Genomic DNA, 18,190 nt, shown 5'->3' with positions numbered 1-18,190 from the left:
CCAACAAATCAGAAACGGTGCGGGCGAGGAGAGAGAAGCCATGGCCACCCAGATTGCCGAGCAGCCCGACACCTATCGTTCGTCGCCCAGCGCGGTCGACGCGCTGAAGGAGCACCTGTCCCGCCACCCGGAGGAAAAGTGGGTCCACACCCACCCTTATGACGTCAGCCGGAGCGACATCTATTACGAGGACCGGTGGCAGCCGATCTTCGCCGAGATGCGCGCCAAGGGGCCGCTCCACTGGGTCGATGAAAGCCCGGTCGGACCTTACTGGAACGTCGTCGGCCACAAGGCGATCGGCCACGTCGAGGCCCTGCCCGAGCTGTTCTCCTCCAGCTGGGAACACGGCGGGATCACGATCCTCAACCGGCTGGACGAGGACGAGCTTGCCGCGCAGGGCCGCGAGCGGTTCGAGCTGCCGATGTTCATCGCGATGGACCGGCCCAAGCACACCGGGCAGAGGCGCACCGTCGCGCCGGCCTTCACCCCGGCGGAGATGAAGCGGCTGGAAGACGACATCCGGCACCGCACCGGCGAACTGCTCGATTCGCTGCCGCGCGGCGAGGTCTTCGACTGGGTCGACAAGGTCTCGATCGAGCTGACGACGGGGATGCTGGCGATCCTGTTCGATTTCCCGTGGGAGGATCGCCGCCTGCTGACCTTCTGGTCCGACTGGGCCGGCGATACCGAGATCGCCATGGTCCGCGACCTCGACGAGATGCGGCAGGGCATCCTGCGCGAGATGGCGGCCTATTTCCAGCAGCTCTGGGCCGAGCGGGCGAACCGAGAGCCGGGGCCGGACCTGATCTCGATGATGATCCATTCGCCGGCGATGAACCAGATGAGCCCGCAGGAATTCATGGGCAACCTGGTCCTGCTGATCGTCGGCGGCAACGATACCACGCGCAACACGATGAGCGGGATCATCCACGGGTTCGACAAGTTCCCCGACCAGCGCAAGCTGTTCGAGGAGAACCCCGATCTGATCCCCAACGCGGTGCAGGAATGCATCCGTTACCAGACCCCGCTGGCGCACATGCGCCGGACCTGCACCGAGGATACCGAGCTGTTCGGCCAGCAAGTCAAGGCGGGCGACAAGCTCGTGCTGTGGTACCTATCGGCCAACCGCGACGCGGAGGTGTTCGAAAACCCGGACAAGCTCGACATCACGCGCGAGAACGCCCGCCGTCACCTCTCGTTCGGTTACGGCATCCACCGCTGCGTCGGCGCCCGGCTGGCCGAGTTGCAGTTGCGCGTGCTGCTCGAGGAAATGCACGCGCGGCGCATGCGGGTCCATGTCGCCGGCGACGTGGAGCGCGTACGGGCCAACTTCGTCCACGGGTTCCGCAAGCTGGAAGTCGAGGTCACGACTTTCTGAACCCGGCCCGGAGGACAAGAGGGCCAGCCATGGCGTGACGCGGGTCGGCGGCGTTCACGCCCCGCTCACGCGCCGGGGCCCATCGTGGCGGCGATGCCTCGCTTGCCCGACCTCGATCATCCGGTTCCCGGCCGCCCGGCCGGGCGGCGCGCCGTCCTGCGGCTTTTCGTGCTGGGTGGCGGCGCCCTGCTGCTCGGCGCCTGCGGCAGCGGGCGGGCCGAGGGGCGGCAATGGAAAGTCAGGCACAGCGAGGCCGAGTGGCGCCGGCGGCTGACGAAGGCGCAATACCGCGTGCTGCGCGAAGCCGGGACCGAGCGGGCCTTCTCGTCGCCGCTCGACAGGGAAACGCGCGCCGGCACGTTTCTGTGCGCGGGATGCGGCAACGCCCTCTATTCCTCGCGCGCGAAGTACGACAGCGGGACCGGCTGGCCCAGCTTCCGGCAGCCCCTGCCGGGGGCGATCGCGACGGCGACCGATTTCAAGCTCGGCTATCCGCGCACCGAGGTGCTCTGCGCCGACTGCGGCGGCCACCTCGGGCATGTCTTCGGCGACGGGCCGCGCCCGACCGGCAAGCGCTATTGCATGAACGGCACGGCAATGCGGTTCCGCCCGGCCTAGCGAGCGGGCGGCGCCCCGCGTTCAGTCCCTGTCGGGCTGGACCGCGAGCAGCGACGGGCACTGCACCCGCGCGGAAACCTGCGCCAGCCGGCGCAAGTCGAACGTCGTGTCGAACGCCAGGCCGTAGTGATGGTGGTCGCGCCAGCGCACCTTGGCGTGGATTTCCGGCAGGCGGCGCGAGACGAGGCGCAGCGGCTGGTCGATCGCGAGGAAAGTCGCGCACTCGATGCAGGCGCCCTGCTGCGAGATGTTGACCAGCTCGCCTTCGAGGACCTGGCCGGTCAGCTCGACGCGCAGCGGCAGGCCGATATCGAGCCGCAGCGGGCGCTTGGGATAATCGCTCGGCTCGGCCAGCAGCTCGGCCACCTCGACCGCTTCGCCGAAACGGTATCCGGCTTCCGTCCCCCGGTTCCAGACCTGCTCCAGCGCGTATCGCGCGCCGCTCTGCAGTTCCAGCTGCAGGCCTTCGCCTTCGGGCAGGGCGTGGAACCCGCGCAGGCTGACCCCGGTCGCCGACACGTCGCGGATCACGCACAGGAACTGGCCCTGCGGCGCGAGCAGCTTGGCCGCCCGCAGCAGCAGCGTGAAACGCGGCGCCGCCCGTGCATCGGCGGCGCTGTTGTCGTTGATCGTTCCCTGGCCGGGAGCCTGCTCCATCGAAAGCCTTTCGCCAGCGGCGGTTCGTAATCTTCGCCCACCCGTCGGGATCGCATGAATCTATCAGCGATTGGTTGTCAAAGTTCTAAGGGTGACTTCATACCACAGGTGTCGCCGGGCCGGAATGCCGGGCGCGCCTGTGGTGCGGGCGGCGGGACTCGAACCCGCACGAGGGAAACCTCAGGGGATTTTAAGTCCCCGGCGTCTACCATTCCGCCACGCCCGCGGTGCCTTGACGTCACGCCGCCCGGTGCGGGCGGGCGGCGCGGGATCAGTCGGCGTTCAGCCGCTCGCGCATTTCCTTGCCCGGCTTGAAATAGGGCACCCGCTTGGCCGGAACGTCCACCGGCTCGCCGGTCCGCGGATTGCGGCCGACGCGGGCCTTGCGCTCGCGGGTCGAGAAGGCGCCGAAACCGCGCAGTTCCACCCGGCCCCCTTCGGCAAGGCGCGTGGCGATCTCGTCGAAGAAGATGTCCACCACCTGTTCGACTTCCTCCGCGCGCAGTTCCGGGTTGTCCCGGGCAAGCGCGCTGAGCAGTTCGGATCGTATCATTCGTTTCCTCCCGCTGTCGGCCGAACCGCCACCGTCCCGTTGCGGAGGTTCGAACCAGGCAGGCCCCGGCGCCGTAGGGGAACCGGCAGTCCGCTGCGTTCCCGTTGCAATGCCAGATGTCCCCGGCGGGCGCAATCGCCGCGCGCCGGGCGCGGCGCCGCCGGTCAGCCGCGTTCGAACAGGTCGGCCGGCTCGATCCCCAGGCGCGCCATGCGCGCGCGCAGTTCGGGCCACTCCTCGGCCAGGAAATGCTCGCGCTCGGCCCGGCGCAGCCGCTCGGCCGCGCCGGCGACCACGTACATACCGACCCCGCGCTGGACCTCGACCAGGCCGTCGGCCTGGAACTGCTGGTATGCCTTGGCCACCGTCAGCGGGTTGGCCCCCTGTTCGGCGGCGAAGGCGCGGACGGAGGGCAGCATCTCGCCTTCCGGGTACTCGCCCTCGATAATGGCCGCGGCGATCTGGTCGCGCAGCCTGAGATAGACGGGGCGGCTCTGCTGGGTCATGTCTGCTGGATCATCGGTTTCGTCCCCGGCGCGGGCCTGGCGCGCCACCTGGTGCTTCAGTGACATAATACAGCGCGGCGCGCAAGGTTCCCTCCGCTTGCGGCATCTGGCCGCGAAACGCCGGTTTCGCCTGTAACTAATACTTCACATGGGAAAATCTGGCGTTAGGGTGCGCGGGCTGAATCGGGCCTCGGGGGGTCCGGGAAACGGCTTTGATCCGTCAAGGGAGGCGCATTCTTAATGGCAACGCAGTCCATGCCGCACGGGGATTCCGCGGGAACGATCCTCGGCCACCCCAAGGGGCTCTTCGTCCTTTTCTTCGCCGAGATGTGGGAACGCTTCTCCTACTACGGCATGCGCGCGCTGCTGATCTTCTACCTGGTCCAGCACTGGCTGTTTTCCGATTCCCAGGCCTCGATCATCTACGGGGCCTATACCGCGCTGGTCTATATCGCGCCGGTGGTCGGCGGATACCTGGCCGATCGCTACCTCGGGCAGCGAAAGGCGGTCCTGTTCGGCGCGGTGCTGCTGACGCTGGGCCACTTCTTCATGGCGTTCGAGGGCGATGGCGGGCAATCGAGCGTCATCATCAACGTGTTCTGGCTGGCGCTGGCGCTGATCATCGTCGGCTCGGGTTTCCTCAAGGCCAATATCTCGGTCATGGTCGGCCAGCTCTATCCGCGCACCGACATCCGGCGCGACCCGGCCTACACGATCTTCTACATGGGCATTAACCTCGGCGCGGCGCTCGGCTCGCTGATCTGCGGCTATCTGGGGATGCATCCCGACTACGGCTGGTCCTACGGCTTCGGCGCGGCGGGCATCGGCATGCTCCTGGGCCTGGTCGTGTTCGTCTGGGGCAAGCCGCTGCTGCTCGGTCGCGGCGAACCGAAGGAACCGGCCAAGCTCAAGCAGCGCCGGGCGGGCCTCAACCTCGAATGGTGGACCTATATCGCCGGTCTCGCGATGGTCGCGCTCTGCTGGCTCGCGATCCAGTACCAGGACCTCGTCGGCTGGGTTCTCGCCATCTTCGGCCTCGGCCTCGTCGCTTACGTCGTCTTCATCGCGATCAAGCGGCTGGCATCGGAAGACCGCGACCGGATTTTCGCGGCGCTGTTCCTGATCTTCGTCTCGATCGTGTTCTGGGCCCTGTTCGAACAGGCCGGGTCGTCGCTGAACCTGTTCACCGACCGCCACGTGGACCGTTCGTTCTTCGGGATCGAGCCGACTGCGGCCCAGTTCCAGTCGCTCAACGCGATCTACATCGTCCTGCTCGCGCCGATCTTCGCGATCGTCTGGACCTGGCTCGGCCGCCGCGGGTGGGAACCCTCGACGCCGATGAAGTTCGGCCTTGCCGTCATCCAGGTCGGCCTGGGCTTCCTGGTGCTGGTCTGGGGCGCGCAGGCCGCCGGCGTCCAGAACGCGACGCCGGTCCTGTTCATCTTCCTGATCTACCTCCTCCACACGACCGGCGAACTGTGCCTGTCGCCGGTGGGCCTGAGCGCGATGAACCGCCTCAGCCCCGTGCACATGGCCTCGCTGATCATGGGGACCTGGTTCTTCGCCTCGGCCACCGGCAACTTTGCTGCCGGCCTGATCGCTTCGGCGACCGGGGGCGAGAACGTGGGCGAGGAGGCCGGGCGCGAGGTCGTGCTGGGCGTCTACGAGACGGTGGGCCTCTACGCCGTGGGCATCGGGATCGTGGTCATGGTCATCAGCCCGCTCGTCAAGCGGCTGATGCATCTCGACACGCTGGCCGACGACACGGTCGACGACGACCTGCTGGGTGGCGAGGAAGTGGGCGAGCCGCAGGCGGCCGGCATCCATCCGGCCACGCGCCAGCGCGACTGAGGAATGGCAACAGGCAGGGGGCGCGGCAGGGTCGCGCCCCCGTTCTTTCGGGGGCAAGACATGAATGTGAACACTCGCCTGCTCTTCGCGGCCGCGGCCGGGACACTGCTGGCGGCCTGTTCCGCCGGCGGCGGTTCGGGCAAGGCGCCGGTCGCCTCGGCCAGCGCGCGCGACTATCCCGAGGTGCCCTACCCTTCGACCTACCGCCCCTATCCCGGGGTGCCGACCGCGCTGGTCGGGGCCACGATCTACGACGGCGCAGGCGGCCGGATCGACAAGGGCACCGTGCTGTTCCGCGACGGGGAAGTGGTCGCGGTTGGCGATGCGGGCCTTTCGACCGAGGGCTATACCCGCATCGACGGCACTGGAAAGTTCGTCACCCCCGGCGTCATCGACATCCACAGCCACCTGGGCGACTATCCGACTCCTTCGGTCGATGCCCATTCGGACGGTAACGAGGCGACCGCCCCGACCACGCCCGACGTCTGGGCCGAACACTCGGTCTGGCCGCAGGACCCCGGCTTTACCCGGGCCCTGGCCAACGGCGGGGTCACCGCGCTGCAGATCCTGCCCGGTTCGGCCAACCTGATGGGCGGGCGCTCGGTCACGCTGAAGAACGTGCCCAGCCGCACGGTCCAGGGGATGAAGTTTCCCGGCGCGCCCTACGGGTTCAAGATGGCCTGCGGCGAGAATCCGAAGCGCGTCTATGGCGGCAAGGGGCGCAAGCCCTCGACCCGCATGGGCAATTTCGCCGTCAACCGGCAGACCTGGTACGAGGCGAAGGAATACGCGGCCGGCGACCGCAAGGATCGCGATCTCGCCAAGGAAACCCTCGCCGGCGTGCTCGACGGCGAAATCCTGGTCCACAACCATTGCTACCGCGCCGACGAGATGGCGCTGGTGATGGATATGGCGAAGGAAATGGGATACCGCGTCACCGCGTTCCACCACGCGGTGGAGGCGTACAAGATCGGCGATCTCCTGCGCGAAAACGACGTCTGCAGCGCGATCTGGGCCGACTGGTACGGGTTCAAGATGGAAGCTTACGACGGCATCCTGGAGAACGCCGCCCTGCTGCGCCAGGCGGGTGCCTGCGTGGTGATCCATTCGGACAGCGACCAGGGGATCCAGCGGCTCAACCAGGAAGCGGCCAAGGCCCAGGCGGCCGGTGCGCGCATGGGGATCGACATTCCCGATGCCGAAGTGGTCGGCTGGTTCACGCTCAACGCTGCGAAGGCGATGGGCATCGCGGACATGACCGGCAGCCTTGAACCCGGCAAGATGGCCGACGTCGTGCTGTGGAACGGCGATCCGCTGTCGGTCTATTCGCGGCCGGAGAAAGTATGGATCGACGGCGCGCTGATGTACGACGCGCTCGATCCCAAGCGGCGGCCGGTCAGCGATTTCGAACTCGGCCAGCCGGGCGAAGGAGACGTGAAATGATCCGCGCAGGCATTCTTGCGGGCGCCATCGCCTCCGTATTCGCGCTGGCGGCCCCGGCTGCGGCGCAGAGCTTCGTCGTCACCAACGCCACCGTCGCCACCGGCGACGGCAGCGAGCCGATCGAGAACGGCCACGTCGTCGTGCGTGACGGGCAGGTGGCCGAAGTCGGCAGCGGGGCCGCGCCGGCCGGCTACCCGGCGATCGACGCAGGGGGTGGCTGGGTCACCCCCGGGCTGGTCGCGACGGTGACCTCGCTCGGCCTGTGGGACGTGGGCGCGGTGGGCGAATCGAACGACACGCGCGCCGGCCGTTCGCCGTTCAGCGCCGCGCTCGACGTCGCGCCGGCGATCAATCCCAATTCGCAGCACGTGATGATCCACCGCGCGGCGGGGATCACCCGTGCCGCGACGGTGACGATGCCGTCCAGCTCGATCTTCGGCGGGCAGGGCGCGATCATCGACCTGGGCGCCGATGGCGAGCCGGTCACGCGCGCCCGCGCGTTCCAGATCGTCGCGCTGGGCGAGAGCGGCGCGCGCCTTGCCGGCGGCAGCCGCGCGTCGGCCCACGCGCTGTTCCGCAATGCCCTGCGCGAGGCGGACCGGTTCGGGCGCGACGCCCGCATCCCCGGGCGCCAGTCGCGCCCGGCCGAAAGCGACACTGGCGACGACATGCCGCTCGACCCGCGGCTCGCGGCCGGCAATGCCGAGCGGGGCGACGACGTGCTGCTGACGCGCTTCGATGCGGCCGCGCTGGTGCCCGTCGTGCGCGGGGAGCAGCGCCTCTACGTCGAGGTGGAGCGCGCTTCGGACATTCGCAGCGTGCTCGACCTCAAGCGCGAGTTTCCGCGGCTCGACATCGTCCTGGTGGGCGCGAGCGAAGGCTGGCTGGTGGCCGATGAGATCGCCGCCGCCGGGGTCTCGGTGATCGCCGACGGGCTCGACGACCTGCCCGAACGGTTCGAGGAACTGGCCTCGACCCAGTCGAACATCGGCCGCATGGCGCGCGCGGGGGTGAAAGTCGCCATCAACGCCTCGGCAATGGAAAACCCGCGCAATCTCAACCAGTTCGCCGGCAACCTCGTCGCCCTCACCCGCGTTCCGCGGGCCGCGGGGCTGAGCTGGGGGCAGGCGCTGGCGGCGATCACCTCGGTCCCGGCAGAGATCAGCGGGCTGGGCGGGCGCGCCGGCGTCCTCGCGCCCGGCGCGGCGGGCGACCTGGTGATCTGGGACAACGATCCGCTCGAAGTCGGCTCGATGCCGGTACGGGTCTTCATCGACGGGGTCGAGCAGCCGCTCGACAATCACCAGAGCCGGCTGAAGGAGCGTTACCGCGACCTCGACGAAAGCCGGCTGCCCAAGGCCTACGACTGGTAAGGCGATGCGCCGCGCAAAGGCCCAGCACCCCGTCGGCGCGCTTCCGACCCTCGCCGCGCTTGGCGCGGCGGCGATGGCGGTCGCGATCTTCGCCCTCGTGCCGGCAACCGCGCAGGACGCCGCGCCGCCCCGAACGCAGGACGCGGCCTGGCACAACGAACAGCAGGCGGCGCTCGCCCGCCTGAGGCCCGAGGACGGCTGGCGCACGCTCGACGGCGGTCTGCGGATCAGGCGGATCGCGGGCGACGGCATCGGCCCGCGCCCGACGGTGGAGGACCGGGTCACGATCCACTACGCCGGGACGCTGACCGACGGCACGACGTTCGACAGTTCGTGGGATCGCGGGGAGCCGGCGACGTTCCCGCTCGGCCGGCTGATCCCCGCCTGGCAGATGGCCGTGCCGCGCATGGCGGTGGGCGACACGATAGAGATCGCGGTGCCCGCCGATCTCGCCTATGGTCCGCAGGGCAAGCGCACGATACCGGGCAACGCGACCCTGCTGTTCACGATCGAGCTTATCGCGATCGAAGGACGCTAGCGCCGCCCGGAAGAGAGGGGGGTGTCGGCAATGGACCCGTTGGTTTCCCTGGCTGCGGCAACCGCGGCCTTCGTCGGCAGCCATTTCGCCATGTCCCATCCCTTGCGGGCCCCGCTGGTGGCGACGGTGGGCGAGAAGCCCTTCCTGGGCCTCTATTCGCTGGTGGCGCTGGCCACCTTCGCCTGGATGGTCGCGGCGTTCCGCGCCGCGCCGCCCGCCGACCTCGGCGGATCGGGCCACGCGGGCTGGATCGTCGCCAGCGTGCTGACCCTTCCGGCGCTGGTCCTCTTCCTCGGCTCGCTGTCGAAGAACCCGGCCCTGCCCGATCCGCGCGCCGAAACGCTCGCCGCGCGCGATCCCGCAGGGGTTTTCGCGGTTACCCGGCACCCGATGATGTGGAGCTTCGCCCTCTGGGCCGTCGCGCATATCGCCCTGTGGTGGAGCGTGCGGACGCTGATCGTCGCCGGCGCCGTCCTGTTCCTCGCGCTGGTGGGCGCGCACATGCAGGACCGCAAGAAGCGCGCCTTGATGGGCGCGGCCTGGGACGGCTGGCAAGCGCGCACCCGCTACTGGCCGCGCTGGAGCGCCTTGCCCCGCGCCGGGCCGGTGCTGTGGCTGGTTGCGTTGGCCCTATGGCTGCTCGTCACCTGGGCGCATGTCCCCGCCGCCGGCATTCCCGCCGGCCCTTGGCTCTGGATCGGCTGAAGGCGCGGCGGGCAAGCGGTCCAGGAACGTCAGCATCCGCTCCGCCGCCTCCGCGCGCCAGGCCAGCTCGTGCCCGGCCCCGGCGACGATCGCAAGCTCGGCCGCCGGTTGCCGCGCGGCCAGGGCGCGGGCATGGGCCGGCGGGATCAGCCGGTCGGCATCGCCGTGCAGGATCAGCATCGGCGCATCGATCGCGCCGATCTTGTCGATGTTCTCGAACCGGTCGCGCAGCAGGAGGGCCGTGGGCAGCCAGGGAAACTGCTCGGCCACGACTTGCGAGAGGCTGGCGAAGGGTGAAACCAGCACCAGCGCGCCCACGGGGTGCTCGCGCGCCATCTGCACCGCCACGCCCGAGCCGATCGAGTTGCCGACGATCACCACCGCCGAAGGTTCGACCCCGCGCCGGCGGAGGAAAGCCAGCGCCGCGCGCCCGTCGGCATAGAGGCCGTGCTCGCTCGGCCGCCCCGGGTTACCGCGATAGCCGCGGTATTCGGCCGCGAGCACGCCGTAACCTTGCGGAACCAGCCGGCCGGTCGCGACCGCGCTCGATTGCCAGTCGGCGCCGTTGCCGTGGAAATAGAGGATCGTCGGCCGCCCGGCCTGCGCCGGCCTGTAGCCGGCCGTGAGCGCAAGGCCGTCGGCGGTTTCGTAAGTCACCGGCGCGAAGCCGGCCGGCCGGCCGCCGGGGCCGTGCGGAGCGGGATAGATCAGCGTGCGCTGGGCGAGGAAAAGCCCGCCGGCGAGCGCGAGGTAGCCGGCGGCGAGGGCCGCGAGCGCGATCAGCAAGCGCCGCCGCGTCCGCGCGCGCATCCCGCGATCCCGGTCAGGCCCGCGCCTCTTCCACCCCGGCGCTGTTATGGCGCAGCGCCTTGAGCACGGTCTCGACGATATGTGGCGCGTTCAGCCCGGCTTCGTCGTACTGCTTTTCCGGCGCGTCGTGGTCCTGGAACAGGTCGGGCAGGCGCATCGTGCGAATCTTCAGCCCGGCGTCGAGCAGCCCCTGGTCGCTGGCATATGTCAGCACGTGGGCGCCGAGCCCGCCGATCGCGCCTTCCTCGATCGTGACGACGACCTCGTGGCTGGCGGTCAGCTGTTCGATCAGCGCGGTGTCGAGCGGCTTGGCGAAGCGCATGTCGGCCACGGTCGCGGGCAGGCCCTTCGCCTCCAGCTGGTCGGCGGCCTTGAGCGCCTCGTGCAGGCGGGTGCCGAGCGAGAGGATCGCGACCTTGCCGCCGCTCGCCTTGCCGCGCACGATCCGGCCCTTGCCGATTGCGAGCTTCTCCGGCGTTTCGGGCAGGGGCACGCCCACGCCGGCGCCGCGCGGATAGCGGAAGGCGATCGGCCCGTCGTCGTGTTCGGCGGCGGTATAGGTCATGTGGACCAGCTCCGCCTCGTCCGCCGCGGCCATGACGACGAAATTGGGCAGGGTGGCGAGATAAGTGACGTCGAACGATCCGGCATGGGTCGCGCCGTCCGCGCCGACCAGCCCGGCGCGGTCGATCGCGAAGCGGACCGGCAGGTTCTGGATCGCGACGTCGTGAACCACCTGGTCGTAGGCGCGCTGGAGGAAAGTCGAATAGATCGCCGCGAAAGGCCGCATGCCCTGGGCCGCGAGCCCGGCGGCGAAAGTGACGCCATGCTGTTCGGCGATCCCGACGTCGAAAGCGCGGTCGGGGTGCGCCTTCGCGAACTTGTCCACCCCGGTGCCGCTGGGCATGGCCGCGGTGATCGCGCAAATGCGCTTGTCGCTCTCGGCCAGACGGGCCAGCGTCTCGCCGAAGACGTTCTGGTAATTGGGCGGCCCGCCGCTCGATTTCTTCTGCTTGCCGGTGATGACGTCGAACCGGGCGACGCCGTGGTACTTGTCGGCGCTGTTTTCCGCCGGGGCGTAACCCTTGCCCTTCTTGGTCACGACGTGGACCAGGACCGGGCCCTGTTCACTGTCGCGCACGTTTTCCAGCACGGGCACGAGGTGATCGAGGTTGTGGCCGTCGATCGGGCCGACGTAATAGAACCCCAGCTCCTCGAACAGGGTGCCGCCGGTGACCATGCCGCGGGTATATTCCTCCGCCTTCTCGAGGCTCGAATGGACCCTGCGCGACAGCTTGCGCGCGAAGCGGGAGGCGAGGCTGCGCAGGCCGAGGTACTCGCTGGAGGACACCATCCGCGCGAGATAGGCCGAGAGCCCGCCGACGGGGGGCGCGATCGACATGTCGTTGTCGTTGAGGATCACGACCAGGCGGTTGCCCGCCTGTTCGGCGTTGTTCATCGCCTCATAGGCCATGCCCGCGCTCATCGCGCCATCGCCGATCACCGCGATCGCCTTGCCCGGCCGGTCGTTGAGCTTGTTGGCGATGGCAAAGCCCAGCCCGGCGGAGATCGAGGTCGAGGAGTGCGCTGCGCCGAACGGGTCGTATTCGCTTTCCGCCCGCTTGGTGAAGCCGCTCAGCCCGCCGCCCTGACGCAGCGTGCGGATGCGGTCGCGCCGGCCGGTCAGGATCTTGTGCGGGTAGGCCTGGTGCCCCACGTCCCAGATCAGCTTGTCTTCCGGGGTGGCGAAGACGTAGTGGATCGCCACCGTCAGCTCGACCACGCCGAGGCCGGAGCCGAGATGCCCGCCGGTGCTGCCGACGGCATCGATCATCTCGGTCCGCAGTTCGTCCGAAAGCTGGCGCAGCTGGCTCTTATCGAGCCGGCGCAGGTCGCCCGGCGTATCGACCGTGTCGAGGAGAGGGGTTTCAGGGGCTTGGCTCATCCCATCGGCCTTACACCGATGAAAGCAGGCTGTCGATCAAGCGCCGCAAAGCCCGGCTCGGCGGTCACTCGGCGCAGGCGCTGCACAGCCCGCGCACCTCGATGATCGGGCGCCGGGTGCTGAACGCGCTTTCCCCCGCGACCGCGCGGACCCGGTCCGACACCGCCTCGTCATCGACATGCGTCGCCTCGCCGCATTCATCGCAGACCAGGAAGATGCAGTCGTGCGCGCAGCCGGGGTGGGTATTGGCCAGGTAGGCATTGGCGCTCTCCACCCGCATGGCGAGATTGTTGGCCACGAACAGGTCGAGGATGCGATAGACGCTGTTGGGTGCGACCCGTTTCCCCCGGGCGGCGGAAAGGTTGTCGGCAATGTCATAGGCGGAGGCGGGCCGGTCGTGCCGGGCCAGTTCCTCGAACACCGAACCGCGCATGTCGGTCCATTGCTCCCCCGCCGCCACCAGCGCGTCGCGCGCGGCCTTCACCAGCGCTTCGCCGCTGTGTTCGCGGTGCGCATGCCTGTCCACGGTTGCCATCGTTCGGATATAGCGATTGACCGCGCGCTGTGCCAGCGCGGCGGCGCCCGCGCCCCTCAGCCGCGCTGGAAGGCGGCGCTGTAGTGCGCGGGATAGAGACGCGCGAGCGCCGCGACCTTGGGCGCGTCCCACCGCTCGACATAGGAATGGCCCGGATTGCGGGCGACGAAGTCCTGGTGGCGGCTTTCGGCCGGGAAGAAGGCCTGGGCGCGCTCGATCCCGGCGACGATCGGCCGCTGCCACAGGCCCGACCGCTCCATCTGCGCGAGGTAGGCGCGCGCGACCTCGAGCTGTTCGGCGCTCGTCGGGATCAGCGCGGTGCGATAGTGCGCGCCGACATCGGGCCCCTGGCGGTTCCTCTGCGTGGGATCGGCGACGACGGAAAAGAAGATGCGGACCAGTTCGTCGTAGCGAACGAGAGCGGGGTCGTAAGTCACGCGGACCGCCTCTGCGTGGTCGGTCACGCCGGAGGCGACGAGCTCGTAGCGGGCCTGGCGCTCGGTTCCGCCGTGATAGCCGGAAACCGCGCTCTTCACGCCCCTCACGTGGCTGAACACGCCCTCCACGCCCCAGAAGCAGCCGCCGGCGAAGATCGCGGTCTTCAGCGGGCCCGTTTCGCGGGCCACGCGCTCGGCGGCGGGGGCCGCGACGATCGTTTCACCGGGGTCCGGCGCGGGCTGGCAGGCGACGATCGCCAGCGCGCCCGCGAGGGCAGGCAGCGCCCTCACTGCACCTGCGCGGCCTCGGCCGACGGGGCGATCGCACCGACGATGTCGGGACCGGCCTGCAGGCCGACAAGCAGCGCCCCGGCGGCGAAGCCGATGGCGAAATTGCGGAACAGGTCGGTCTTGAACAGTTTCATGGGCGTTGCGTCTTCGTGCGAATCTGGTGCGGTCGCGGTCTAGCAGGCCGCGCTTGCGACAAGGTGAACATGGGGTTCGCCCCCCGTTTACGTAAGGGATCGCCGGGCCAGCGATTCTATCAGGGGGTAAACCGGGGGCGGGGCGGCTAGTGGCGGAAGTGGCGCATGCCGGTAAAGACCATGGCCAGGCCGGCTTCGTTCGCGGCGGCGATCACTTCCTCGTCGCGGATCGATCCGCCCGGCTGGATCACCGCGCTGGCGCCCGCCTCGACCGCGGCCAGAAGGCCGTCGGCAAAGGGGAAGAAGGCATCGGACGCGACCGCGCTGCCGACCGTTCTCGGGGCTTCCCAGCCGTATTTTTCGGCCGCCTCGGCCGCTTTCATCGCCGCGATGCGGCTGGAATCCCGGCGGTTCATCTGGCCCGCGCCGATCCCGGCGGTCGCGCCGTCGCGGGCATAGACGATCGCGTTCGACTTGACGTGGCGGGCCACCGTCCAGGCGAACAGGCAATCCTTCAGTTCCTGCTCGGTCGGGGCGCGTTCGGTCACGACTTTCAGGTCTTCGGCGGCGATCGCGCCCTTGTCGCGCCCCTGGACCAGCAGGCCGCCGGTGATCGGCTTGACCGCCAGCCCGTCGCGGCGCGGATCGGGCAGTTCGCCGGTCACCAGCAGGCGCAGGTTCTTCTTGCGCGCGAAGGCCTCGCGCGCGGCCTCGCTCACCGAAGGGGCGATGACGACTTCGGTGAAGATCTCGCAGATCGCCTCGGCCGTCGCGCCGTCCAGCTCGGTATTGACGCACACGATGCCGCCGAACGCCGACACGCTGTCGCAGGCGAGCGCCGCGTCCCATGCCTCGCGCAGGCTCGCGCGCTGGGCCACGCCGCAGGGATTGGCATGCTTGACGATCACCACCGCCGGGTCCTGGCCGCGGAACTCCGCGCACAGCTCGAGCGCGGCGTCGGCATCGTTGTAATTGTTGTAGCTCAGCTCCTTGCCCTGGAGCTGCTCGGCCTGGGCGATGCCGCGCGCGTGAGGGCCGACCGGGGTGTAGAGCGCGGCCTCCTGGTGCGGGTTCTCCCCGTAACGCAGCATGGTCGGCGCGCGCCCGTTGAGAGCCAGGAACCCGGGAAAGGCCTCCCCCTGGTCGGCGAAGGCGAACCACTGGCTGATCATCGAATCGTAAGCCGCGGTGGCGGCAAAGGCCTTGGCCGCCATCCTGCGCCGGAAGGCGAGCGATGTCGCGCCGTCGTTGGCGGCCAGTTCCTCGATCAGCCCGGCATAGTCGGCCGGGTCGGTCACGATCGTCACGTCCTGGTGGTTCTTGGCCGCGGAACGGACCATGCTCGGCCCGCCGATGTCGATGTTCTCGATGATGTCGTCGCGCCCGGCGCCGCGGGCGACGGTCGCCTCGAACGGATAGAGGTTCACCACGACCAGGTCGATCGCGCCGATGCTGTGCGCTTCCATCGCCGCGGCATGATCGGGATTGTCGCGCACTGCCAGCAGGCCGCCGTGGACCATCGGGTGCAGCGTCTTGACCCGGCCGTCCATCATCTCGGGAAAGCCGGTCAGGTCCGACACGTCGCGCACGTCGAGCCCGGCTTCGCGCAGGGCCCGCGCGGTGCCGCCGGTGGAAACCAGTTCCACCCCGCCCTGCGCGAGCCGGGTGCCGAGATCCACGAGGCCGTCCTTGTCGGACACCGAAAGCAGTGCCCGCCTGATGGTCACGTCGCTCACAATCGAATCTATCCCATTTTCTTGAGCAGCCAGGAGAACGTCCCCCCGCTGCGCGATGTCATTCCCTGGATGACCAGTTGCTCGACCGGATGGGCCCTGCCCTGCCCGTCGACCCACAGGCTTTCCTCGATCGACAGCTCGCCGCCGTCGCCGCCGCCGGCCATGCGGAACTGCCAGTAACTGCCGTCCGGCAGGGCCAGCCCCGCGCCGCGCCTGTCGTCCGACAGGCGCGCCTCGACCCCGCGGCCGAGGTGGAAGCGAATCGCGTAGCCGATCTTGCCGCGCTTGCCCGTCTTGCCCGCCGGAAGCAACACGTCCTCGCCGCGCAGTTCGTGCCCGGTGTCGCGCAGGATCAGGATGCGGCGGTGGACGAGGCCGTGGCGGGCGGCATAGCCGTCGTGGCTCGCCTCGATCCGGGTCGCGCTGCCGCCGGTGAGGTCAAGCGTGCGGCGGTCGATCTCGACCTCGTTCACCCCGGTGCCGAGCTTTCCGTGCATCAGGACCGCGGTGGAATTGGTCTCGTCCAGCACCAGGGTCGAATGCGCGGCCGTCGCGCGCAGGCCCTGCTCGATGCGCGCCGGCACCTGGCCGCCGGCAAAGGCGGCGCCGCCGCAATTGACGACGATACGCTGCCCGTCGGCGGAAAATTCGAACGCCAGCGTCGATGCGCAGCCGGCCCGCGCGTGGCGCGGCAGCGGCGGCGGCGCGGCGTCGAGCACGAGGACGGACTTGCGCGCGGCCACCCGCTGGTACCCCCACTGGCGCGCGTCCTTGAGCGGCCGCGTGCGCACGCCGCTCGCCTCGACCAGGGCGGCGATGCGTTCGGCGCGCACCGCGCCCGCGCCCTGCCAGTTGCCGAGCCCACCGTCGCCGTGGAGCAGCGAGAGCAGCGGCGGCACGAGCAGCTCCAGCATCGTGCCGACGAACGGCGGGGGATCGCGCTTCACCGCGGCATAGCAGGCGCGCAGGTCCACCAGCGCGGCAATCGCGTCGACCTGCGCCAGCGGGCTGCGCGACAGCGTGCCGCCGTCTTCGGCGACCAGTTCGCCCAGCGCGCGGGCCAGCCCCGCCTCGGCATAGAGCCGGCGCGGCTTGCCTTCCGGCAGGAGGAGGCCGGCGGCGACGAGCGCGGTCCAGCCCATGACCGCGCCGAGCCCGTCCGAGGCCTTGCCCACCTTGCGGTCGAGCCAGCGGGCGGTGGCGGCGATCGCGTCGAGCGTGGCGGCGCGCAGCTGCGTGCCCTCGCCCGAAAGGATCCACGGGGCGAAGACGAGCCAGTGCCGCAGGCGGTTGCCGACGTGCTCGATCTCCCACGCCGGGCCCTTGCCCGGGGCGGGATTGGCCTCGATCCAGGCGCGCAGGACGCGCTCGGCGGTGGCCAGGCACTGTTCGCGCGGGGCGCTGGCGGCGAGGTCGCGCAGCCAGCCGAAGCCGTGGATCACCCGTTCGAACGGCGGCGTCAGCCGGGTGCTCGATTCGAACTCCATCTGCGCGATCGGCGCCTTGACGCCGTGGACGAGGAAATGGCCCGCGCGCAAGGCGACGCCGGCGGCGCGGTCCCCCTCCAGCGGGGTTTCGACCGTGCCGAGCAGGCGCGGCCGCGCGGCCTTGGCGAAGGGCGCGGCCAGGGTCGATCCGGGAACGCCCATGCGATAGGCAAGCCGGATCAGCGCCTCGCCCGCGCCCAGGCGCGGCGGGGCCAGATCGGACAGGACGAGGGCGCGGCCGGGCTCGAGCAGTTCCTGCCGCTCGTCGCGCGCGGTCACCAGCGGCTCGCCGGCCGCGTTGTCGAGCGGCAGCGCCGGTTCGGCGGTCGGCGCGCCCGCCGGCGTGGGGGGCGGCGTGGGGGCGGCATCGGCGCCGGGGCGGCGAGCGCCGGGTTCCACCAGCGACGCCGCCTCCGCCATCAGCGCGCCTCCTTCAGCGCGGCGATATTGTCAGCGTAGCGCTCCGGCCCGCCCTTGAAGGTGGCGGAGCCGGCGACGAGCACGTCGGCCCCGGCATCGACGCACAGGCGCGCCGTCTGCGGGTTGACCCCGCCGTCCACCTCCAGGTGGATGTCGCGCCCGGTGGCGTCGATCATCCCGCGGATCGCCTCGATCTTGCGCAGCTGGCTGTCGATGAAGCTTTGCCCGCCGAACCCGGGATTGACGCTCATCACCAGGACCAGGTCGGCGAGGTCGAGCAGGTATTCGAGCGCCGATGCCGGGGTGCCGGGGTTCAGGACCACGCCCGCCTTGCAATCGAGCGCGCGAATGGCCTGGAGCGTGCGGTGGACGTGGGCCCCGGCTTCCGGGTGGACGGTGATGATGTCGGCCCCGGCCTCGGCGAAAGCTTCGAGGTAGGGATCGACCGGGGCGATCATCAGGTGCACGTCGAACGGCTTTTCGGTGTGCGGGCGCAGTGCCTTCACCACCGCCGGGCCGATCGTGATATTGGGCACGTAATGCCCGTCCATCACGTCGATATGGATCCAGTCGGCGCCGGCCGCGTCGATCGCGCGCACTTCCTCGCCCAGCCGGGCGAAGTCGGCCGAAAGGATGGATGGGGATACGAGCGGAACGGTCATTTTCGATCGCGTAGCGGCGGTGGTTGCCGTTCCGCCTAGATGGCCGGCCGAATCGCGACAAGCGCCCCGGGCAGGCTTTTCCACACTGCGCCTGCGGGCCGCGCCGCGGGT

General features: G+C 69.8%; 18 protein-coding genes and 1 tRNA gene. 7 read left to right on the top strand and 12 right to left on the bottom strand.

Annotated elements, in window-relative coordinates; translation table 11 throughout:
* Positions 1-40: 40 nt before the first annotated feature.
* Together T8T98_RS14955 and msrB are read left to right on the top strand one after the other, a co-directional pair.
* Complete coding sequence (locus T8T98_RS14955) at positions 41-1,378, top strand: cytochrome P450 (protein WP_251104627.1); 1,338 nt, start codon at positions 41-43, stop codon at positions 1,376-1,378.
* A 93-nt stretch (positions 1,379-1,471) separates the two neighbouring features.
* A complete protein-coding gene (msrB, locus tag T8T98_RS14950; protein WP_251106033.1) occupies positions 1,472-1,996 on the top strand; it encodes a peptide-methionine (R)-S-oxide reductase MsrB in 525 nt (174 codons plus the stop codon).
* A gap of 21 nt (positions 1,997-2,017) precedes the next feature.
* Here the strand turns inward: msrB and T8T98_RS14945 are convergent, their stop codons facing one another.
* From T8T98_RS14945 to T8T98_RS14930, 4 genes are all read right to left on the bottom strand, one after another.
* A complete protein-coding gene (locus T8T98_RS14945) occupies positions 2,018-2,653 on the bottom strand; it encodes a PilZ domain-containing protein (RefSeq protein WP_251104628.1) in 636 nt (211 codons plus the stop codon).
* 140 nt (positions 2,654-2,793) lie between these two features.
* Positions 2,794-2,879: transfer RNA gene (locus T8T98_RS14940), tRNA-Leu, on the bottom strand.
* Between the two features lie 45 nt (positions 2,880-2,924).
* Positions 2,925-3,206: an integration host factor subunit beta gene (locus T8T98_RS14935; protein ID WP_160733529.1), complete on the bottom strand. Its 282-nt coding sequence runs from the start codon at positions 3,204-3,206 to the stop codon at positions 2,925-2,927.
* Positions 3,207-3,370: 164 nt separating this feature from the next.
* Positions 3,371-3,712: a GntR family transcriptional regulator gene (locus T8T98_RS14930; RefSeq protein WP_160733678.1), complete on the bottom strand. Its 342-nt coding sequence runs from the start codon at positions 3,710-3,712 to the stop codon at positions 3,371-3,373.
* Positions 3,713-3,952: 240 nt separating this feature from the next.
* On the opposite strand from T8T98_RS14930, the gene T8T98_RS14925 reads away from it, so the two are divergent.
* From T8T98_RS14925 to T8T98_RS14905, 5 genes are read left to right on the top strand one after another with little or no spacing between them, the layout of a single operon-like run.
* Positions 3,953-5,563: a peptide MFS transporter gene (locus T8T98_RS14925; protein WP_160733530.1), complete on the top strand. Its 1,611-nt coding sequence runs from the start codon at positions 3,953-3,955 to the stop codon at positions 5,561-5,563.
* 60 nt (positions 5,564-5,623) lie between these two features.
* A complete protein-coding gene (locus T8T98_RS14920; protein ID WP_251104629.1) occupies positions 5,624-7,006 on the top strand; it encodes an amidohydrolase in 1,383 nt (460 codons plus the stop codon).
* Positions 7,003-8,379 carry an amidohydrolase family protein gene (locus T8T98_RS14915; protein WP_251104630.1) on the top strand — a complete coding sequence of 459 codons (1,377 nt, stop codon included), beginning with the start codon at positions 7,003-7,005 and terminating at the stop codon, positions 8,377-8,379. The genes T8T98_RS14920 and T8T98_RS14915 overlap by 4 nt, the downstream gene beginning before the upstream one ends.
* A gap of 4 nt (positions 8,380-8,383) precedes the next feature.
* A complete protein-coding gene (locus T8T98_RS14910) occupies positions 8,384-8,917 on the top strand; it encodes an FKBP-type peptidyl-prolyl cis-trans isomerase (protein WP_251104631.1) in 534 nt (177 codons plus the stop codon).
* 30 nt (positions 8,918-8,947) lie between these two features.
* On the top strand, positions 8,948-9,622 hold the full coding sequence (locus T8T98_RS14905; RefSeq protein ID WP_251104632.1) for an NnrU family protein: 675 nt from the start codon (positions 8,948-8,950) through the stop codon (positions 9,620-9,622).
* Here T8T98_RS14905 and T8T98_RS14900 read toward each other — a convergent pair.
* From T8T98_RS14900 to rpe, 8 genes are all read right to left on the bottom strand, one after another.
* Positions 9,548-10,432, bottom strand: a complete 885-nt coding sequence (locus tag T8T98_RS14900; protein ID WP_251104633.1) for an alpha/beta hydrolase — start codon at positions 10,430-10,432, stop codon at positions 9,548-9,550. The two genes, T8T98_RS14905 and T8T98_RS14900, sit on opposite strands and share 75 nt — an antisense overlap.
* 13 nt (positions 10,433-10,445) lie before the next feature.
* Positions 10,446-12,377 (bottom strand): 1-deoxy-D-xylulose-5-phosphate synthase, encoded by a 1,932-nt coding sequence (gene dxs, locus T8T98_RS14895; protein ID WP_251104634.1) that lies wholly within the window; start codon positions 12,375-12,377, stop codon positions 10,446-10,448.
* A gap of 64 nt (positions 12,378-12,441) precedes the next feature.
* Positions 12,442-12,912 (bottom strand): Fur family transcriptional regulator, encoded by a 471-nt coding sequence (locus T8T98_RS14890; RefSeq protein WP_251104635.1) that lies wholly within the window; start codon positions 12,910-12,912, stop codon positions 12,442-12,444.
* Between the two features lie 56 nt (positions 12,913-12,968).
* A complete protein-coding gene (msrA, locus tag T8T98_RS14885; protein WP_251104636.1) occupies positions 12,969-13,640 on the bottom strand; it encodes a peptide-methionine (S)-S-oxide reductase MsrA in 672 nt (223 codons plus the stop codon).
* Positions 13,637-13,774, bottom strand: a complete 138-nt coding sequence (locus tag T8T98_RS14880) for a hypothetical protein (protein ID WP_160733538.1) — start codon at positions 13,772-13,774, stop codon at positions 13,637-13,639. Before T8T98_RS14880 ends, msrA begins: the two co-directional genes overlap by 4 nt.
* Positions 13,775-13,920: 146 nt before the next feature.
* Entirely contained in the window at positions 13,921-15,510 is a 1,590-nt protein-coding gene (purH, locus tag T8T98_RS14875; RefSeq protein ID WP_407675043.1) for a bifunctional phosphoribosylaminoimidazolecarboxamide formyltransferase/IMP cyclohydrolase, read from the bottom strand.
* 8 nt (positions 15,511-15,518) lie between these two features.
* Positions 15,519-17,417: a heparinase II/III family protein gene (locus tag T8T98_RS14870; RefSeq protein WP_251104637.1), complete on the bottom strand. Its 1,899-nt coding sequence runs from the start codon at positions 17,415-17,417 to the stop codon at positions 15,519-15,521.
* The gene (gene rpe, locus T8T98_RS14865; protein ID WP_160733540.1) at positions 17,417-18,079 is read right to left on the bottom strand and encodes a ribulose-phosphate 3-epimerase; all 663 of its coding nucleotides are present in this window, start codon (positions 18,077-18,079) and stop codon (positions 17,417-17,419) included. Before rpe ends, T8T98_RS14870 begins: the two co-directional genes overlap by 1 nt.
* Positions 18,080-18,190: the final 111 nt, after the last annotated feature.

Origin of the sequence: Pelagerythrobacter marinus, assembly GCF_034375205.1 — a bacterium.
Classification (GTDB): domain Bacteria; phylum Pseudomonadota; class Alphaproteobacteria; order Sphingomonadales; family Sphingomonadaceae; genus Pelagerythrobacter; species Pelagerythrobacter marinus.
Note: the sequence above shows the minus strand (reverse complement) of the source record. Positions and strands in the feature narration are given on the sequence as shown.